The sequence below is a fragment of the Ramlibacter sp. GCM10027632 genome (assembly GCF_042675325.1).
Classification (GTDB): domain Bacteria; phylum Pseudomonadota; class Gammaproteobacteria; order Burkholderiales; family Burkholderiaceae_C; genus Ramlibacter.
In genome coordinates, this window is sequence record NZ_JBHTGW010000001.1 from 78,332 (window position 1) to 94,734 (window position 16,403).

15 protein-coding genes, 1 tRNA gene and 1 pseudogene are annotated in these 16,403 nt (G+C 69.2%); 2 read left to right on the forward strand and 15 right to left on the reverse strand.

Annotation, left to right across the window (positions count from 1 at the left end; genetic code table 11):
* Positions 1-2 precede the first annotated feature (2 nt).
* The 11 genes from ACFQZY_RS00345 to aceA all read right to left on the reverse strand — a co-directional run bounded on the left by ACFQZY_RS00345 (position 3) and on the right by aceA (position 10,504).
* Positions 3-863, reverse strand: a complete 861-nt coding sequence (locus ACFQZY_RS00345) for a response regulator (RefSeq protein ID WP_377411305.1) — start codon at positions 861-863, stop codon at positions 3-5.
* A gap of 115 nt (positions 864-978) precedes the next feature.
* Positions 979-1,055 (reverse strand) — tRNA-Pro (locus tag ACFQZY_RS00350).
* Positions 1,056-1,101: 46 nt separating this feature from the next.
* Positions 1,102-1,584, reverse strand: coding sequence for a MerR family transcriptional regulator (locus ACFQZY_RS00355; RefSeq protein ID WP_377411308.1), 483 nt, complete (start codon positions 1,582-1,584; stop codon positions 1,102-1,104).
* An 85-nt stretch (positions 1,585-1,669) separates the two neighbouring features.
* Positions 1,670-1,996 carry an integration host factor subunit alpha gene (locus ACFQZY_RS00360; protein ID WP_377412591.1) on the reverse strand — a complete coding sequence of 109 codons (327 nt, stop codon included), beginning with the start codon at positions 1,994-1,996 and terminating at the stop codon, positions 1,670-1,672.
* A gap of 47 nt (positions 1,997-2,043) precedes the next feature.
* Complete coding sequence (gene pheT, locus ACFQZY_RS00365) at positions 2,044-4,461, reverse strand: phenylalanine--tRNA ligase subunit beta (RefSeq protein ID WP_377411311.1); 2,418 nt, start codon at positions 4,459-4,461, stop codon at positions 2,044-2,046.
* Positions 4,462-4,482: 21 nt separating this feature from the next.
* A complete protein-coding gene (gene pheS, locus ACFQZY_RS00370; protein ID WP_377411314.1) occupies positions 4,483-5,529 on the reverse strand; it encodes a phenylalanine--tRNA ligase subunit alpha in 1,047 nt (348 codons plus the stop codon).
* Between the two features lie 101 nt (positions 5,530-5,630).
* Positions 5,631-5,990 (reverse strand): 50S ribosomal protein L20, encoded by a 360-nt coding sequence (gene rplT, locus ACFQZY_RS00375; protein ID WP_377411317.1) that lies wholly within the window; start codon positions 5,988-5,990, stop codon positions 5,631-5,633.
* Between the two features lie 25 nt (positions 5,991-6,015).
* Complete coding sequence (gene rpmI / locus ACFQZY_RS00380) at positions 6,016-6,219, reverse strand: 50S ribosomal protein L35 (protein ID WP_013519334.1); 204 nt, start codon at positions 6,217-6,219, stop codon at positions 6,016-6,018.
* A gap of 161 nt (positions 6,220-6,380) precedes the next feature.
* Entirely contained in the window at positions 6,381-6,980 is a 600-nt protein-coding gene (gene infC / locus ACFQZY_RS00385) for a translation initiation factor IF-3 (protein WP_377412594.1), read from the reverse strand.
* 27 nt (positions 6,981-7,007) lie between these two features.
* Entirely contained in the window at positions 7,008-8,915 is a 1,908-nt protein-coding gene (gene thrS, locus ACFQZY_RS00390) for a threonine--tRNA ligase (RefSeq protein WP_377411321.1), read from the reverse strand.
* 263 nt (positions 8,916-9,178) lie between these two features.
* On the reverse strand, positions 9,179-10,504 hold the full coding sequence (gene aceA, locus ACFQZY_RS00395) for an isocitrate lyase (RefSeq protein WP_377411324.1): 1,326 nt from the start codon (positions 10,502-10,504) through the stop codon (positions 9,179-9,181).
* A gap of 271 nt (positions 10,505-10,775) precedes the next feature.
* On the opposite strand from aceA, the gene ACFQZY_RS00400 reads away from it, so the two are divergent.
* Positions 10,776-11,681, forward strand: a complete 906-nt coding sequence (locus ACFQZY_RS00400; protein WP_377411327.1) for a DMT family transporter — start codon at positions 10,776-10,778, stop codon at positions 11,679-11,681.
* A 176-nt stretch (positions 11,682-11,857) separates the two neighbouring features.
* Positions 11,858-12,406, forward strand: coding sequence for an SWIB/MDM2 domain-containing protein (locus ACFQZY_RS00405; protein ID WP_377411330.1), 549 nt, complete (start codon positions 11,858-11,860; stop codon positions 12,404-12,406).
* Between the two features lie 182 nt (positions 12,407-12,588).
* Here the strand turns inward: ACFQZY_RS00405 and ACFQZY_RS00410 are convergent, their stop codons facing one another.
* The 4 genes and pseudogenes from ACFQZY_RS00410 to ACFQZY_RS00425 form a co-directional block, all read right to left on the reverse strand.
* Positions 12,589-14,292 (reverse strand): thiamine pyrophosphate-binding protein, encoded by a 1,704-nt coding sequence (locus tag ACFQZY_RS00410; RefSeq protein ID WP_377411333.1) that lies wholly within the window; start codon positions 14,290-14,292, stop codon positions 12,589-12,591.
* A gap of 37 nt (positions 14,293-14,329) precedes the next feature.
* Positions 14,330-14,755: a polymer-forming cytoskeletal protein gene (locus ACFQZY_RS00415; protein WP_377411335.1), complete on the reverse strand. Its 426-nt coding sequence runs from the start codon at positions 14,753-14,755 to the stop codon at positions 14,330-14,332.
* Positions 14,756-14,761: 6 nt separating this feature from the next.
* The gene (locus ACFQZY_RS00420) at positions 14,762-15,487 is read right to left on the reverse strand and encodes a general secretion pathway protein GspB (protein ID WP_377411338.1); all 726 of its coding nucleotides are present in this window, start codon (positions 15,485-15,487) and stop codon (positions 14,762-14,764) included.
* Between the two features lie 11 nt (positions 15,488-15,498).
* Positions 15,499-16,403 (reverse strand): annotated as a pseudogene (locus tag ACFQZY_RS00425) (peptidoglycan-binding protein); the annotation flags it as partial.

Sequence of the window (16,403 nt, forward strand, 5' to 3'; positions counted from 1 at the left end):
CCCTACTCCCGCGTCTGGTCCGCGATCGACATGAACTTGTCGAAGTGCGCGAGCAGCACGTCGGCCAGGTTCGGGTCCAGGTGCCGGCCGCGATTGGCCTCGATGCGCTCACGCACCTGCGCCGGCGCGAGGCGCGCGGTGCGCGCGTGCTCGCCCGTGAGCAGATCGAACACCTCGGCCACCGTGACCAGCCTCGCCGACAGCGGGATCTGCTCGCCCTGCAGCCCCTCGGGGTAGCCGCTGCCATCCCATCGCTCGTCGCGCCAGCGCGCGAACTCCTGCGCGAGCCGCAAGTGGTTCAGGCCCACGAGCTGCGGCGCCAGCCGAGGGTCGTTGTGCGCCAGGCGCGCCAGCGTCTCGACATACAGCGCGATGCGCCTGCGGTGCCGCGAAGGCTCGCTGGCGGCCACGCGCCGCGCCACCTCCCCCTCCAGCGTGGCGTTCTCGCCGCTGAGGCGGTCACGTGCCCGCTTGAGTTCCAGGTGCGTGCGCACGCGGGCCAGGAGGATGGCCGGCGACACGGGCTTGGTGATGTAGTCGACCGCCCCGAGGGCCAGGCCGCGCTCCTCGTCACTCGGCGCGTCCATGGCGGTGAGGAAGATCACGGGGATGGCGCGGCAGCGCGGCTCGGTGCGCAGGCGCGCCATGACCTCGTAGCCGTCCAGGTCCGGCATCATGATGTCCAGCAGGATCAGGTCGGGCGCGGGGGCCTCGCGCAGCACCTGCAGCGCGCCGGCGCCGGAGCCGGCCACCTGCACCCGGTAGTGGGGCGCCAGCAGGTTGCCCACCACGCCGAGGTTGATGGGACTGTCGTCCACCACCAGCACGGTGGCAGCGGCGGGAACGGGCGACGTGAGGGTCATGCGGGCCCCGGGAGAACTCGGGGCGTCCCGTGCGGCCGCCCCTGCGGCCCATCATAGTCACGACACTGCACAAAGAAAACGGGCCAGCCCTTGGGAGGCTGGCCCGTTCAAAGAATGGTCGGCGTGGCGGGATTCGAACTCGCGACCCCTTGCACCCCATGCAAGTGCGCTACCAGGCTGCGCTACACGCCGACAAGCCTCGCAGTATAGCGTGAAAATCACGCTTTCCCGAGGTTGATCAGTGAGAAGGCGATAAAAGATCGCGGATCTCGAACAGCTCGCGACGCACCTGCAGCAGGTTCAGGGCCGCGACGTCGCGCGAAGCGGCATCGAGCGCCTGGGCTGCGTCGATCGAGATGGGTTGCGCGGGCTCGCCGCCATCGGCCTCCGCGGCCTCGACGACTTCGATGGGCTGAGCGCCATCGGGCAGGACCTCGCCCGCGCGGCGGCGGTCACGCTCGACCTGCACAATCTCCTGCAGCTTGTTGCGCGCGCCGCTGATGGTGAAGCCCTGGTCATACAGCAGGTCGCGGATGCGGCGGATCATCAGCACCTCGTGGTGCTGGTAGTAGCGGCGGTTGCCGCGCCGCTTCATCGGGCGCAGCTGCGTGAACTCCTGCTCCCAGTACCGCAGCACGTGCGGCTTCACGCCGCACAACTCGCTCACTTCACCGATCGTGAAGTAGCGCTTGGCGGGAATGTGCGGCAGGGGTTTCTCCATTGAAATCAAGGCTGTCCAGGCGAAACCTGCAAGGTTACTCCAACTGCGCAGGCGCCGGAAGCGGCGCCACGCGCCATGACGCGATTTATTCCTCGGCGCCGTTGCCCTGGATCATTTCCTTGAGCTTGTGGCTCGCATGGAAGGTGACCACGCGGCGCGCCTCGATCGGGATCGGCTCGCCGGTGCGCGGGTTGCGCCCGGGTCGCGGTGCCTTGGTGCGGATCTGGAAGTTGCCGAAACCCGAGATCTTCACGTCGTTGCCCTGGACCAGGCTGTCCGCCACCAGGTCGAAGAAGGCGTCGATCATGTCCTTGGACTCGCGCTTGTTCAGGCCGATCTGCTCGAACAGCATCTCCGCCAGCTGCGCCTTCGTCAGCGCCGGCGTCTCCAGGCTCATGGCGGCGAATTCCATCGGGTCCTCGCCGCCCTCGGGCGTGGTGAGTTCGGTCATGGCGCGATTCACCTCAGTCGGCCGCCCGTGGCGCGGGCGATGTTGTCCACGATGGCCTTGACGGCCGCCTCGATCTGTTCGTCGGTCAGCGTGGCGACGGGGCTGGCCAGCGTCAGGCGCACGGCCAGGCTCTTCTCGCCCGTGGCCAGTCCACCCTGGGCCTGCTGCGGCTTGTACAGGTCGAACAGCATCGCGTCGCGCAGCAGGCCGCCGGTGTCGGCGCCGCGCACGGCGGCCATCAGCGCGTCGTGCGTGACGGCATCGGCCACGATCACCGCGAGGTCACGCTCGGCGGGCTGGAAACGCGGCACCGGCTCGAAGGCGGCCTGCCGGCGGACCAGCACGGCGTCGAGGTCCAGCTCGAACACCAGCGGGGCGCCGGGCAGCTCCCACTGCTGGCGCCAGCGCGGATGCAGCTCGCCCAGCACGCCGATCTCGACGCCGTCGACCCAGATGCTGGCACAGCGGCCGGGGTGCAGCGCGGGGTGCTCGGTGGCGCGGAACTGCGCCTGCAGCGGGGACAGTAGCGTCTCGACGTCGCCCTTGAGGTCGAAGAAGTCGGCGCTGCCCTGGCCCTTGCGGCCCCACTGCAGGCCGTCCACCGGGCCATAGGCCAGGCCGGCCACGCGCATCGGCTGGCGCACGCCGCGCACGGTGGTGTCCGTCGTGGTGACAGCGTCGTCCCGCAGGAAGACGCGGCCCAGTTCGAACACGCGCACCCGGTCGGCCTTGCGGTCCAGGTTGTGGCGCAGCACCTGCAGCAGCGAGCCGACCAGCGACGAACGCATGACCGACATCTGGCTGGCGATGGGGTTCAGCAGCTTGACCGGGTTGGCGTTGCCGGCGAGGTCTCGCTCCCACGCTTCCTCGACGAAGCTGAAGTTGATGGTTTCCTGGTAGCCCAGCGAGGCCAGCAGGCGGCGCACGGCGAAGCGGCTGCGGCGCGACTCGGTCGCCGGGCGCGCCACGATGGGGGCCAGCGGCGGCGTGGTCGGCAGGTTCTCGTAGCCGATGATGCGCACCACTTCCTCGATCAGGTCCTCCTCGATGGCGAGGTCGAAGCGGTGCGGTGGCGGCGTGACGGTGAGGAGGTCGCCGTCGACGGCGACCTCCAGGCCGAGGCGGGCCAGGGCCCCGCGGCACTGTTCGACCGTGAGCGGCATGCCGATCACCTTGGCGGCGCGCGAGGCGCGCAGCGTGACGGGCGTGCGCTCGGGCAGGCCGACCACGGTGTCGTCGATCGGGCCTGCCTCGCCGCCGCAGATCTCCTGCACCAGGCGGGTGATGTGCTCGACGTGTTCCACCGTCAGGCTCGGGTCCACGCCGCGCTCGAAGCGGTGGCCGGCGTCGGTGGAGAAGTTGAAGCCGCGCGAGCGGCCCTGGATGGCCTGGGGGAACCAGAAGGCGGCCTCGACATACACGTGGCGCGTGTCGTCGCAGACGGCGGTGGAGTCGCCGCCCATGATGCCGGCCAGGGACTCGACCTGCACGTCGTCGGCGATCACGCCGACCTTCTCGTCCAGGCTCACGGTGTTGCCATTCAGGAGCTTGAGCTGCTCGCCGGCCCGGGCCCAGCGCACGTGCAACGAGCCGTGGATCTTGTCCAGGTCGAAGATGTGGGTCGGGCGGCCGTACTCGAACATCACGTAGTTCGAGATGTCCACCAGCGCGGTCACGCTGCGCTGGCCGCAGCGCGCCAGGCGGTCCACCATCCACTGCGGCGTCTTCGCCTTCGTGTTCACGTTGCGCAGCACGCGGCCGGTGAAGCGGCCGCACAGGTCGGGCGCGGTCACCTTGACCTTCACATGGCCGTCATGCGCCGGCTTGACGGGCTCGATCGCGGGCGTCAGCAGCGGTGCGCCGGTCAGGGCCGACAGCTCGCGCGCCACGCCGTACACGCTCAGGGCGTGGGCCAGGTTGGGCGTGAGCTTGAGGGTGAACAGCGTGTCATCCAGGTTCAGGTGCTTGCGGATGTCCTCGCCGATGGGCGCATCGGCCGCCAGCTCCAGCAGGCCGCCATGGTCCTCGGACAGCTGCAGCTCGCGGGCCGAGCACAGCATGCCCTGGCTCTCGACGCCGCGCAGCTTGCCCAGCTTGATCTGGAACGGCTTGCCGTCCTCGCCGGGGGGCAGCTCGGCGCCCACCAGGGCGCAGGGGATGCGGATGCCGGCGCGGGCGTTGGGCGCGCCGCAGACGATGTTCAGCAGGGCGCCCTGCCCCACGTCGACCTGGCACACGCGCAGGCGATCGGCATTGGGGTGCTGGACGGCTTCCTTGATCTCGCCGACCACGATCTTCGTGAACGGGGGCGCGACGGGGCGCAGGTCCTCGACCTCGAGGCCGCCCATGGTCAGCGTGTCGGCGAGTTCTTGGGTGGACAGCGGCGGGTTGCAGAACGCGCGCAGCCAGGACTCGGGGAATTGCATCTTGGTGTGGTCGGAATCGGGTTAACGGAACTGGCGCAGGAAGCGGACGTCGCCGTCGAAGAACAGGCGCAGGTCGTTCACGCCATAGCGCAGCATGGTCAGGCGGTCCGGGCCCATGCCGAAGGCGAAGCCGATGTACTGCTCGGGGTCCAGGCCCATGTTGCGCACCACGTTCGGGTGCACCTGGCCGGAGCCCGCGACCTCGAGCCAGCGACCGGCCAGCGGGCCGCTCTGGAACTGGATGTCGATCTCGGCGCTGGGCTCGGTGAACGGGAAGAAGCTGGGGCGGAAGCGCAGCTTCAGGTCGTCGCTCTCGAAGAAGGTGCGGCAGAAGTTCGTGAAGACGACCTTCAGGTCCTTGAAGCTCACGTTGCGGCCCAGCCAGAGGCCTTCGCACTGGTGGAACATGGGCGAGTGCGTCGCATCGCTGTCCACGCGGTAGGTGCGGCCGGGGGCGATCACGCGGATTTCCGGCAGTTCAGCCTTGCCCGCATGCTTCTTGATGTGGGCATGCGCGTAGCGCACCTGCATCGGGCTGGTGTGCGGACGCAGGTTGTAGGGGATGCCGTCCTCGCCCTTGAGGTCCACGTAGAACGTGTCCTGCATCGAACGCGCCGGGTGGTTGGGCGGGTTGTTCAGCGAGGTGAAGCTGTGCCAGTCGGATTCGATCTCGGGGCCATCGGCCACGTCGAAGCCCATGCTGGCGAAAATCTGCTCGATGCGCTCCATCGTGAGGCTCACCGGGTGCAGGCCGCCGGGCTCACGGGCACGGCCGGGCAGCGTGACATCGAGGGCCTCGGCCTTGAGCTGGGCTTGCAGCTCGGCATCGGCCAGGGCCTGGCGGCGGGCGTTCAGCGCGGCCTCGATGGCCTGCTTGGCCTGGTTGATGGCGGCGCCCCGGGTCTTCTTCTCCTCGACGCTCAGGGCAGCCATGCCCTTCATCAGCTCGGTGATGCGGCCGGACTTGCCGATGAATTGCGCCTTGGCATCCTCCAGCTGGGCCGGGGTGGCGGCGGCGGCGAAGGCCGACTGCGCGGCGTCGACGATGGAATCGAGTTCGTTGCTCATGGGAGAGAAAAAAACAGGGCTAGTGCCTTGCAAGCCCTAGCCCTGTCCAGGTTGGTTGCGACCGGCACCCATGCCCGAAGGCATCAGCGCCGAACGTGAACTCAAGCCGCCAGCTTGGCCTTGACTTGCTCCACGATGCCGGCAAAGGCGGCCTTGTCATGGACGGCGATATCGGCCAGGACCTTGCGGTCGATGGCGATGCCGGCCTTGCGGATGCCGTTGGCGAACTGGCTGTAGGTCAGGCCCAGTTCACGCGCGGCGGCGTTGATACGCGCAATCCACAGCTGACGGAAGACGCGCTTCTTGGCGCGGCGGTCACGGTAGGCGTATTGGCCCGCCTTCATCACCGCCTGTTTGGCGATGCGGAAGACGTTGCCACGACGGCCACGGAAGCCCTTGGCCAGGGCGAGAACTTTCTTGTGGCGGGCGCGAGCGGTGACACCACGTTTGACGCGAGGCATGTGTTACTCCTTGTTCGTCAGTTGATCAAAGGCCGGCGAACGGGAGCATCTGCGCCATGTGACCCATGTTGGTCTCATGGACGGCAACGGCACCGCGCAGCTGACGCTTGTTCTTGGTGGTCTTCTTGGTCAGGATGTGACGCTTGAAGGCTTGACCGCGCTTGACGGTGCCACCGGGACGAACGCGAAAACGCTTCTTCGCGCTGCTCTTGGTCTTCATCTTGGGCATGTGACTGCTCCTTCTTGGTTGTGCTCGTGAGGCGCCCCGGAAACTTTCCAGGGACTTGAGGGCCCCGAGCCACTTGTTGCCTCGGGGCGACCAACCCCGGGGCGACTAACTCTGTGGATCCTTGCGGATCAGGCTGCGGCGCCCTGGGGCGCCGCCCACCTTCAAGCCGAAGCGCCCTGCGGGGCTTCGGGGGCCGGCTTCGCAGCCGGCGCCGGCTTCTTCTTGCCCGGCGCGATCATCATGATCATCTGCCGGCCTTCCAGCTTCGGGAACTGCTCGACGACGATGGTGTCGGCGAGGTCGTCCCGGATGCGGTTCAGGAGCGCCATGCCCAGTTCCTGGTGCGTGATCTCGCGGCCGCGGAAGCGCAGCGTGATCTTGCACTTGTCACCGTCCGCCAGGAAGCGCCGGATGTTGCGCATCTTGATGTTGTAGTCACCGTCATCGGTGCCCGGGCGGAACTTGACTTCCTTGATCTCGATGACCGTTTGCTTGGCTTTCGCTTCGGCCGCCTTCTTCTGTTCCTGGTACTTGAACTTGCCGTAGTCCATCAGCCGGCAGACCGGCGGGTTGGCGGTGGCAGCGATCTCGACCAGGTCCACGTCCAGCTCGCCGGCCATGCGCAGGGCTTCCTGCAGGCTGACGATGCCGAGGGGCTCGTTCTCCGGCCCGGAAAGACGGACTTCCGGGGCCATGATTTCACGGTTCAGGCGGTGCTTGCGTTCCTCGCGTTGGCGACGGTCGCGGAAATCAGTAGCGATGGTGGCTTCCTCAAAAAATCAATGGGTTCAGCGCTTGTGGGCGATGTCGTCGCGGATGCGTTCGATGAACGCTTCGATCGGCATCGCACCCAGGTCCTGGTTGCCCCGGGCGCGCACGGCGGCTGCGCCTGCGGCCTTCTCCTTGTCGCCCAGGACGAGGATGTACGGCAGCTTTTGCAGCGAATGCTCCCGGATTTTATACGTAATTTTCTCGTTACGCAGATCCAGCTCGACCCTAAGCCCTTGATTTTGCAGCGTTTTGGCCACTTCCCGGGCGTATTCGGCCTGGGAGTCGGTGATATTGAGCACCGCCACCTGCACCGGCGACAGCCACGTGGGCAGCGCCCCGGCATGCTGCTCGATCAGGATGCCGATGAAGCGCTCCATGCTGCCGACGATGGCCCGGTGCAGCATCACGGGGCGGTGGCGGTTGCCGTCCTCGCCCACGTATTCGGCGTCCAGGCGCTCGGGCATGGAGAAGTCGACCTGGATGGTGCCGCACTGCCAGTGGCGGCCCAGGGCGTCCTTGAGCGTGTACTCGATCTTGGGGCCGTAGAAGGCGCCGTCGCCGGGGGCGATCTCGAACTCGCAGCCCGACGCGCGCAGGCTCTCCATCAGGGCGTGTTCGGCCTTGTCCCAGCTCTCGTCGGAGCCGATGCGCTTCTCGGGACGCGTGGCGACCTTGTAGATGATGTCGGTGAAGCCGAAGTCCTGGTAGACCTTCTGCAGCAACGCGGTGTAGGCCAGGCACTCGGGCAGGATCTGGTCCTCGGTGCAGAAGATGTGGCCGTCGTCCTGGGTGAAGCCGCGCACGCGCATGATGCCGTGCAGGCCGCCGGTGGGCTCATTGCGGTGGCACTGGCCGAACTCGCCGTAGCGCAGCGGCAGGTCGCGGTAGCTCTTGACGCCCTGCTTGAAGATCAGGATGTGGCCGGGGCAGTTCATCGGCTTGAGCGCGTAGTCACGCTTCTCCGACTCCGTGGTGAACATGTTCTCGCGGTACTTGTCCCAGTGGCCGGTCTTCTCCCACAGGGTCTTGTCCAGCAGCTGCGGGCCCTTGACCTCCTGGTAGCCGTTGTCGCGGTAGACGCGGCGCATGTACTGCTCCACCTCCTGCCACACGGTCCAGCCCTTGGGGTGCCAGAAGACGACGCCAGGGGCGTGGTCGTCGATGTGGAACAGGTCCAGCTCGCGGCCCAGCTTGCGGTGGTCACGCTTCTCAGCCTCCTCCAGCATCGTGAGGTACTGCTGCAGGTCCTCCTTGCTCGCCCAGGCCGTGCCGTAGACGCGCTGGAGCATCTCGTTGCGGTGGTCGCCGCGCCAGTACGCGCCGGCCACCTTCATCAGCTTGAAGTGCTTGAGCTTGCCGGTGGAGGGCACGTGGGGGCCGCGGCACAGGTCCTCGAAGGCGCCCTCGCGGTACAGGCTCACGTCCTCGTTGGCGGGGATGCTGGCGATGATCTCGGCCTTGTAGTGCTCGCCGATGCCCTTGAAGTAGGCCACGGCCTCGTCGCGCGGGAGCACGCGGCGCACCACGGGCTCGTCCTTCGCGGCCAGCTCGGACATGCGCTTCTCGATGGCGGCCAGGTCCTCGGGCGTGAAGGGACGCTTGTACGAGAAGTCGTAGTAGAAGCCGTGCTCGATGACCGGGCCGATGGTGACCTGCGCGTCGGGGAACAGCTCCTTGACCGCGTACGCGAGCAGGTGGGCGGTGGAGTGGCGGATCACCTCCAGGCCGTCGGCGTCCTTGGCGGTGACGATGGACAGCGGCGCGTCGTGGTCGATCACGAAGCTGGTGTCGACGACCTTGCCGTCGACCTTGCCGGCCAGGGCGGCCTTGGCCAGGCCGGCGCCGATGGAGGCGGCGACCTCGGCCACCGTGACCGGGCCGGGGTAGTCGCGTTTGGAGCCGTCGGGGAGCGTGACTTGGATCATGGTGTTCAGGTGCTTCGGGGGAGAAAAGAAAAAGCGCGGTCGGGTGCCGCGCTTTGTTTGGGGGCCCGGTGGACCGGACGAACGCGACTAGGCCGCCATCAGGAGATGGTGTCCTCGTGCGTAGTTCGCGGTGTCATAACCGGTGTGCCTTTCTCGCCCTTGTGGATTGGAGACGCCGGATTTTAACCGCCGCATGGAAAAAGCCCGCCGGCAGGACGCCGGCGGGCATGTCTCCTCGCCGCCTCAGGCGGACTCCTTGGAAATCAGTGGAACTGTTCTTCCTCGGTGGAGCCGGTCAGGGCCTTCACGGAGGACGAACCGCCCTGGATCACGGTGGTCACGTCGTCGAAGTAGCCGGCGCCGACTTCCTGCTGGTGCGACACGAAGGTGTAGCCCTGCTCGCGCGCCTTGAACTCGGGTTCCTGCACCATCTCCACGTAGTGCTTCATGCCTTCGCCGCGGGCATAGGCGTGGGCGAACTTGAAGGTGTTGTACCAGTTGACGTGGATGCCGGCCAGGGTGATGAACTGGTACTTGTAGCCCATCTCGGAGAGCTTCTCCTGGAACTCGGCGATGGTCTTGTCGTCGAGGTTCTTGCGCCAGTTGAACGAGGGCGAGCAGTTGTACGACAGCAGCTTGCCGGGGTGCTTGGCATGCACGGCCTGGGCGAACTCGCGGGCGAAGCCCAGGTCGGGCGTGCCGGTCTCGCACCACACCAGGTCGGCGTAGTCGGCATAGGCCACGCCGCGGCTGATCGCCTGCTCCAGGCCGTTCTTCACGCGGTAGAAGCCCTCCTGGGTGCGCTCGCCGGTCAGGAACGGCTTGTCGTTGGCGTCATGGTCCGAGGTGAGCAGGTTCGCGGCCTCGGCGTCGGTGCGGGCCAGCACGATGGTGGGCACGCCCATCACGTCGGCGGCGAAGCGCGCGGCGATCAGCTTCTCGCAGGCTTCTTGCGTGGGCACCAGCACCTTGCCGCCCATGTGGCCGCACTTCTTCACCGCGGCCAGCTGGTCCTCGAAGTGAACAGCGGCGGCGCCGGCGGCGATCATGTTCTTCATCAGCTCGTAGGCGTTGAGCACGCCGCCGAAGCCGGCTTCGGCATCGGCCACGATGGGCAGGAAGTAGTCGATGTAGTCCTTGTCGCCAGGGCCGATGCCGCGCGACCACTGGATCTCGTCGGCACGCTTGAAGGTGTTGTTGATGCGGCGGACCATGGTGGGCACCGAGTCGTAGGCGTACAGCGACTGGTCGGGGTACATGGTCTCGGAGGTGTTGCCGTCGGCAGCGACCTGCCAGCCGGACAGGTACACGGCCTCCAGGCCGGCCTTGGCCTGCTGCATGGCCTGGCCGGCGGTGATGGCGCCGAAGGCGTTCACGTAGCCCTTGGCCGCGCCGCCGTTGACCAGGTCCCAGAGCTTCTCGGCGCCGCGGCGGGCCAGCGTGTTCTCGATCTGGAGCGAGCCGCGCAGGCGCACCACGTCGGCCGCGGAGTAGCCGCGCTTGATCCCCTTCCAGCGCGGGTTCTCGGCCCAGTCCTTTTCGAGCTGGGCAATCTGCTGTTCACGGGTCAGGTGGGTCCAGTGGGTCATGAAACGCTCCTTGATGAGATGGTTGGAATGAGTGAATCGCTGGGATCCACTCTAAGTCTTGTAGAAGACTTGACCAATCTCTTATGTCTTATACAAGACAAAATATTTTTTCATTGAAAATCAATGACTTGCATATCACATTCCTCAATACGGAATGCAACTTCTTATATTGAGAAAAATTGCGGCGGCGCACCATCACTCATTTCTCACGATGCGAAACGCCTGCCAAGATCTGAAATGCGCCCCTGCGCGCAGGCATGATCGGCACCGCATGAGCACGCGCCGCCCCCCACGCCCCGTCGCCTACGCCTGCCTCGCCCTGAGCATGGCGCTGGTCGGCGCCTATGTCGCGCTGTCGCGCCCGCTCGTGGCGGCCTTCCCGGTGATGCTGCTGGCGTGGCTGCGCTTCGGCATCGGGGCGCTGGCCATGTGGCACTGGGTGCCGCGCCCGGCCTCGGAACCGCCGATGACGCCGCGCACGCGGGCCCTCGTGTTCCTCGAGTCCTTTCTCGGCAACTTCCTCTTCTCGGTGTGCATGCTGTTCGGCGTGAGCATGACCAGCGCGGTCTCGGCCGGCGTGATCATGGCCGCGATCCCCGCGGTGGTGGCTCTCCTGAGCCGCGTCTTCCTCGGCGAGCGCATCACGCGAAGCACGGCGGCCGCGATCGCCTGCGCCGCGGCCGGCATCGCCCTGCTCGCCCTGGCACGGCAGCCCGCCGGCAGCGCCGCCGCGGGGCCGCAGGCCTGGCTGGGCAACCTGCTGGTGTTCGGCGCCGTGCTGTGCGAGGCCGCCTACGCGGTGATCGGCAAGTCGCTCACCGGCGCGCTGGGGCCGCGCCGCATCACCGCCCTGATCAACCTCTGGGGCCTTGCGCTGGTCACGCCCTTCGGGCTGTGGCAAGCGCTGTCGTTCGACTTCGCCCGCGTCACGCCGGGCCAGTGGGCCCTGCTCGTGTTCTACGGGCTGGCGGCCAGCGTGTGGACCGTGTGGCTGTGGATGACGGGGCTGCGCACCGTACCCGCCGCGAAGGCCGGCGTGTTCACCGTGATGCTGCCGGTGTCCGCCGCGCTCGTGGGCGTGCTCGCCCTGGGCGAGCCGATGGGCGCGGCCCAGTTGCTGGCCCTCGCGGTATCGCTCGCCGGGGTGGTGCTGGCGACGGCCAGCGGGCGTCGTTAGCGGCTCATCTCCAGAGGGAAAACACGGTGTCGCACCAATGAAAAAAAACGACATCTCCCAATGAAAAAAGCCTGTTTTCGCTTGGAAACGCGTTTTTTCTCCCTTAGCATTCGAAATGCCATCGGGGACTCGCGTCCGCTGTGGTGATCAATCAACTTCTAGAAGGAATTTCGATCATGGCAACTGCGAAGAAAGCCGCGGCAAAGAAAGCCGCTCCCGTGAAGAAGGCCGCCGCCCCCGCCAAGAAGGCGGCTCCGGCCAAGAAGCCCGCCGCGAAGAAGGCCGCCCCGGCCAAGAAGGCTGCAGCCCCGGCCAAGAAGGTCGCCGCCAAGAAGGCCGCCGCCCCCGCGAAGAAGGCCGCTCCGGCCAAGAAGGCCGCCGCTCCCGCGAAGAAGGTCGCTGCCAAGAAGGCCGCTCCCGCCAAGAAGGCCGCTCCCGCCAAGAAGGCTGCCGCGAAGAAGGCCCCCGCCAAGAAGCGCACCCCGAACGCCGCGTTCATGAAGCCCCTGACCCCCAGCGCCGCCCTGGCCGCCGTGGTGGGTGGCAACCCCCTGCCCCGCACCGAGATCGTCTCGAAGCTGTGGGCCTACATCAAGAAGAACAAGCTGCAGGACGCCGTGAACAAGCGCATGGTCAACGCCGATGCCAAGCTCAAGGAGCTGTTCGGCAAGGCCCAGGTCTCGATGTTCGAGATGGCTGGCCTGATCGGCAAGCACGTCAAGTAAGCCTCGCGCTGCACGACGAAAAGGGCCCCACGGGGCTTTTTGCCTCGCGCCACACGTCGAAAAGGGCCCCACGGGGCCCTTTTTCATTGCTGTTTCGCAGGGGCCGCGCGAGGCGCGCCCCCACCGAAAGGACTAGGGTGTGTCATCGAATTCCCCGGGCCCGGGGAATCCGATGACATACCCTAGCGCTTCAGCGCCGCCTCGCGCAGCGCGCTGAGCGTGCCGCGGGTGGTCAGGACCTCGGGGTCCAGCATCACCTCGATCACCGTGCCCTCGCGCCGGTCCAGCGCCGCGCGCAGCGCCGGCTCGAACTGCCCGGTGCGCTCCACCCGCTCGCCCGCCCAGCCGAAGGCCCGCGCCATCGCGACGAAATCCGGGTTGACCAGGCCGGTGGCCTGCACGTGCGTGGGGTACTCGCGCTCCTGGTGCATGCGGATGGTGCCGAGCATGCCGTTGTTCAGGATGACGATGATCGACTTGGCGCCGTACTGCGTCGCCGTGGCCAGCTCCTGGCCGTTCATGAGGAAGTCGCCGTCGCCGGCGATGGTGAAGGCGGTGCGGCCGGTCACCAGGTTGGCGGCGATGCCCGCGGGCACCCCGTAGCCCATGGCGCCGCTGGTGGGCGCGAGCTGGATCTTGTGGCCGCGCGCCAGGCCCGGGTGGCGGTAGAAGCGGTGCAGCCAGGTGGCGAAGTTGCCGGCGCCGTTGGTGACGGCCGCATCGCGCGGCAGCAGCCTCTGCACGACGCCCATGATGGCCGCCATGTCGATGTCGCCCGGCAGGGCCTGCGGCTGCAGGTTGCCGAGGTAGTCCGCATGGGCCGCGGCGGTCCATTCCGCCCAGGGCAGCTCGGGCGGGGCGGTGAGCACCTCGAGCGAGCGCGCCGCCGCGCTCATGCTGGCCTGGATGGCGAGGTCGGCCTGGTAGACGCGATGGAGTTCCTCCGCGCTGGCGTGGATGTGGACCAGCGTCTGCGACGCCTTGGGCGGCGTGAGCAGCGTGTAGCCGCCGGTGGTCATCTCGCCCAGGCGCGGCCCGATGGCGATGACCAGGTCGCTCTCGCGGATGCGCGCGGCCAGCTTGGGGTTGATGGCGATGCCGACGTCGCCGGCGTACTGCGGGTGGTCGTTGTCGAAGGTGTCCTGGAAGCGGAAGGCGTTGCCGACCGGCAGCTTCCAGTTCTCGGCGAAGCGCTGCAGCGCCTGCGCGGCCTGCGGCGTCCAGCCGCCGCCGCCGGCGATGACGAAGGGCTTGCGGGCCGCCAGGAGCATCTCGCGCAGGCGGCGCAGCGCGCCCGGGTCGCTCCAGGCCTCGACCGCCTCCACGCGGGGCAGCGCGCGGGCCTGCACCTGCTGCGTGAGCATGTCCTCGGGCAGCACCAGCACCACCGGGCCGGGGCGGCCGTTCATGGCGGTGGCGAAGGCGCGGGAGACGTACTCGGGGATGCGCGCCGCGTCGTCGATGCGCTCGACGCGCTTGGCCATGCCCTTGGTGCTCGGGCCGAAGAAGCTGCAGAAGTCCACCTCCTGGAAGGCCTCGCGGTCACGCTGGTCACTGGCGACGTCGCCGACGAAGACCACCATCGGGGTGGAGTCCTGGAACGCGGTGTGGATGCCGATGGAGGCGTTGGTCGCGCCGGGACCGCGGGTGACGAAGCACACGCCCGGGCGGCCGGTGAGCTTGCCGACGGCCTCGGCCATGAAGGCCGCGCCGCCCTCGTGCCGGTTGACGATGAACTGGATGCGCTCGCGGTGCGCGTGGAAGCCGTCGAGCACGGCCAGGAAGCTCTCGCCGGGCACGCCGAAGGCATGGGTCACGCCCTGGGCGACGAGGCAGTCGACCAGCAGGTGGCCGGCGAGGGTGGGGGATGCGGGGGTCGTGGTCATGCAGGCGAGGAACGTGGGGACTTCGAGGCGGATGATCTTAGCCGCCGCCCTCCCCCGCCCCTGTCGCCGGCGCAGCCCCCGGCTCGAGTGCCGACAGCTCGCCGCTGACGCTGCCGCCCTCCTCGATCACCAGCTTGCCGTAGCGGACCTGGCCGCCCACGCGGCCGGTGGCATGGACGACCAGCTTGTCGCGCGCGGTGAGGCGGCCCTCGAAGCTGCCACGCACCTCGGCCTGCTCGACCTCGGCCGACCCCTTGAAGGTGCCGCGCTCGGCGATGCGCAGCAGCCGCACCGACAGGTCGGCCTCGAGCGTGCCCTCGACCAGCAGGCTGTCGCACTCGTGCACCTCGGCGCACTTGGCGCGCACCCGCGCGCCGACCACGAGCCGGCCCTCGCCGTCGGGCGTGGCCGTGGGCGCGGGGGCGCGGCGAATGCCGGCATGGAGGGCGGGCTGCAGGGCCATGGCGATTCAATACCCCACCTGGTAGCGGCGCCCGCGCCACCGCAGGACCGCGGCACCCGCGCCGATCTCCTCGACCTGCAGCCCCGGCGCGGGCTCGGCGCCCTCGCCCACCACCTGGCCGTTCACGACCAGCATGCGCTGCGCCGCGTTCGCCGAGTGGACACCTCCGGTGATGGCGAGCCGGGGCGCGTCATCGGGCAGGCCGCGGCCGGGTGCTGCGCTTCGTACCGCAGCGGGTGTCTCGGCGGAGGTTGCGGGGGGCGACGCGCCGCGCGATGCCACGGGTGATCCCGTGCCCGCCGCCGCACGCGCCGCGGCCCGCACGACGGCCGGGGCGGCCACGGGGACCCCGGCCGGCGCGCGCGCCGTGCGTCGAGCAGGCGGGTCGGCCTCGGGCGGCGGCAGGATCGCGTGGGCGGGTCCGGCGGACCCCTCCGGGCCCGCCTGGACCCGCACCGCCCGGGCCTCCAGCGGCGCGACCCGCTCGGCCCAGCGGGTCACCGCCTCGTGCGGCCGCAGCTCGCGCCAGGCCACGAGCGCCGCCAGGACCAGCACCAGCACCACGGCCCAGGGCAGCAGCCGGCGGGCCAGCGGCGCGCGCGCCGACGCGGCGCTGTCGTCGTCGCTGTCGTCGTCGTCGCGCGGCGGCAGCGGGCGGGCGTGGATCCCGCGGGCCGGGTCGGCCTCGCGCTGGGCATCGGCGCGGCGCAGCGCCTCGAGGATGAACGACATGGCCGCCCCGCTCAGGGTTGCGTGCGCAGGCGCGGCTCGTCGATGCCCGCGGCGCGATTGAGTTGCATGAAGGTCAGGGGATCGAGCCGGCCGGTGGCCGGCAGCCCCTGGGCCACCTGGAAGGTGCGCAGGCGGCCGCGCAACGCCCGCTCCTGCGTGACGACCGCCTCGGCCCGCCCGCCCGGCTCGCCGCGCGCGAGCTGGCTGGAGGCCCAGGTCACGACCGGGCCCTCGTCCAGGTCGGCCGCACGGCCGGAATATCCGGGCGGACCGCGCCAGAGGGTGGACCAGCCCCCCTGCCAGCGGGTGGCCAGCGCGCGCAGCGTGACGGTCTGCTCCACGCCGCCGGCGCGCAGCGTGGCGCTGTCGTCGGTGAGCCCCACCAGGAGCGCGTAGGCGGGCCGGCCGGTCGCCGCGTCGAGGGTCACGATGCCCGGTCGCCCGAGCTGGCGGATCAGGCCCAGGCTGGCCCCCGGCAGCGTGAAGCAGCGAAGCTGCTCGGCGGCCACCCCGGCGCAGGGGTCGCCCTGCGCCGGCAGGTCCGCCCGCCACTCGCGCGCGAGCTCGCGCCAGGCGACCGCGTGGTCCCGCAGCAGCAGGGCCGAGGGGGACACCGCAGCCTCCCGGTTGCTCGGCCCGGGACCCGGCGCCACGGCCAGGACGGCGCGCGCACCGGCATCCCAGGCGCCGCCCGCCGCGTCGCTGCCCCCGCCGCGCACGCCGCGCGCGGCCCCGGGGCCACGCGGCGCATCCGCTGCCCACCACCCGGCGGCACCGGCCGCGACACCGCCCGCCACGGCGGCCACCACCGCCGCAGCGGCGAGGCCCAGCGCGAGGCCGGCCTGCCGCAGGGGCGCAGGCGGCCCCGCAGGCAGCCACGCGGCCAGCCGGGCCAGGCCCCGGCGCGGGGGGGGGG

Excerpts from the sequence above, each read along its gene's own strand:
- ACFQZY_RS00360 (WP_377412591.1), bottom strand. The coding sequence starts at position 1,996 with ATGGAATTCGCCGCCATGAGCCTGGAGACGCCGGCGCTGACGAAGGCG.
- rpmI (WP_013519334.1), bottom strand. The coding sequence starts at position 6,219 with ATGCCCAAGATGAAGACCAAGAGCAGCGCGAAGAAGCGTTTTCGCGTT.
- ACFQZY_RS00405 (WP_377411330.1), top strand. The coding sequence starts at position 11,858 with ATGGCAACTGCGAAGAAAGCCGCGGCAAAGAAAGCCGCTCCCGTGAAG.
- rplT (WP_377411317.1), bottom strand. The coding sequence starts at position 5,990 with ATGCCTCGCGTCAAACGTGGTGTCACCGCTCGCGCCCGCCACAAGAAA.
- pheT (WP_377411311.1), bottom strand. The coding sequence starts at position 4,461 with ATGCAATTCCCCGAGTCCTGGCTGCGCGCGTTCTGCAACCCGCCGCTG.
- thrS (WP_377411321.1), bottom strand. The coding sequence starts at position 8,915 with ATGATCCAAGTCACGCTCCCCGACGGCTCCAAACGCGACTACCCCGGC.
- aceA (WP_377411324.1), bottom strand. The coding sequence starts at position 10,504 with ATGACCCACTGGACCCACCTGACCCGTGAACAGCAGATTGCCCAGCTC.
- ACFQZY_RS00410 (WP_377411333.1), bottom strand. The coding sequence starts at position 14,292 with ATGACCACGACCCCCGCATCCCCCACCCTCGCCGGCCACCTGCTGGTC.
- ACFQZY_RS00345 (WP_377411305.1), bottom strand. The coding sequence starts at position 863 with ATGACCCTCACGTCGCCCGTTCCCGCCGCTGCCACCGTGCTGGTGGTG.
- ACFQZY_RS00355 (WP_377411308.1), bottom strand. The coding sequence starts at position 1,584 with ATGGAGAAACCCCTGCCGCACATTCCCGCCAAGCGCTACTTCACGATC.
- ACFQZY_RS00420 (WP_377411338.1), bottom strand. The coding sequence starts at position 15,487 with ATGTCGTTCATCCTCGAGGCGCTGCGCCGCGCCGATGCCCAGCGCGAG.
- ACFQZY_RS00415 (WP_377411335.1), bottom strand. The coding sequence starts at position 14,755 with ATGGCCCTGCAGCCCGCCCTCCATGCCGGCATTCGCCGCGCCCCCGCG.
- ACFQZY_RS00400 (WP_377411327.1), top strand. The coding sequence starts at position 10,776 with ATGAGCACGCGCCGCCCCCCACGCCCCGTCGCCTACGCCTGCCTCGCC.
- pheS (WP_377411314.1), bottom strand. The coding sequence starts at position 5,529 with ATGAGCAACGAACTCGATTCCATCGTCGACGCCGCGCAGTCGGCCTTC.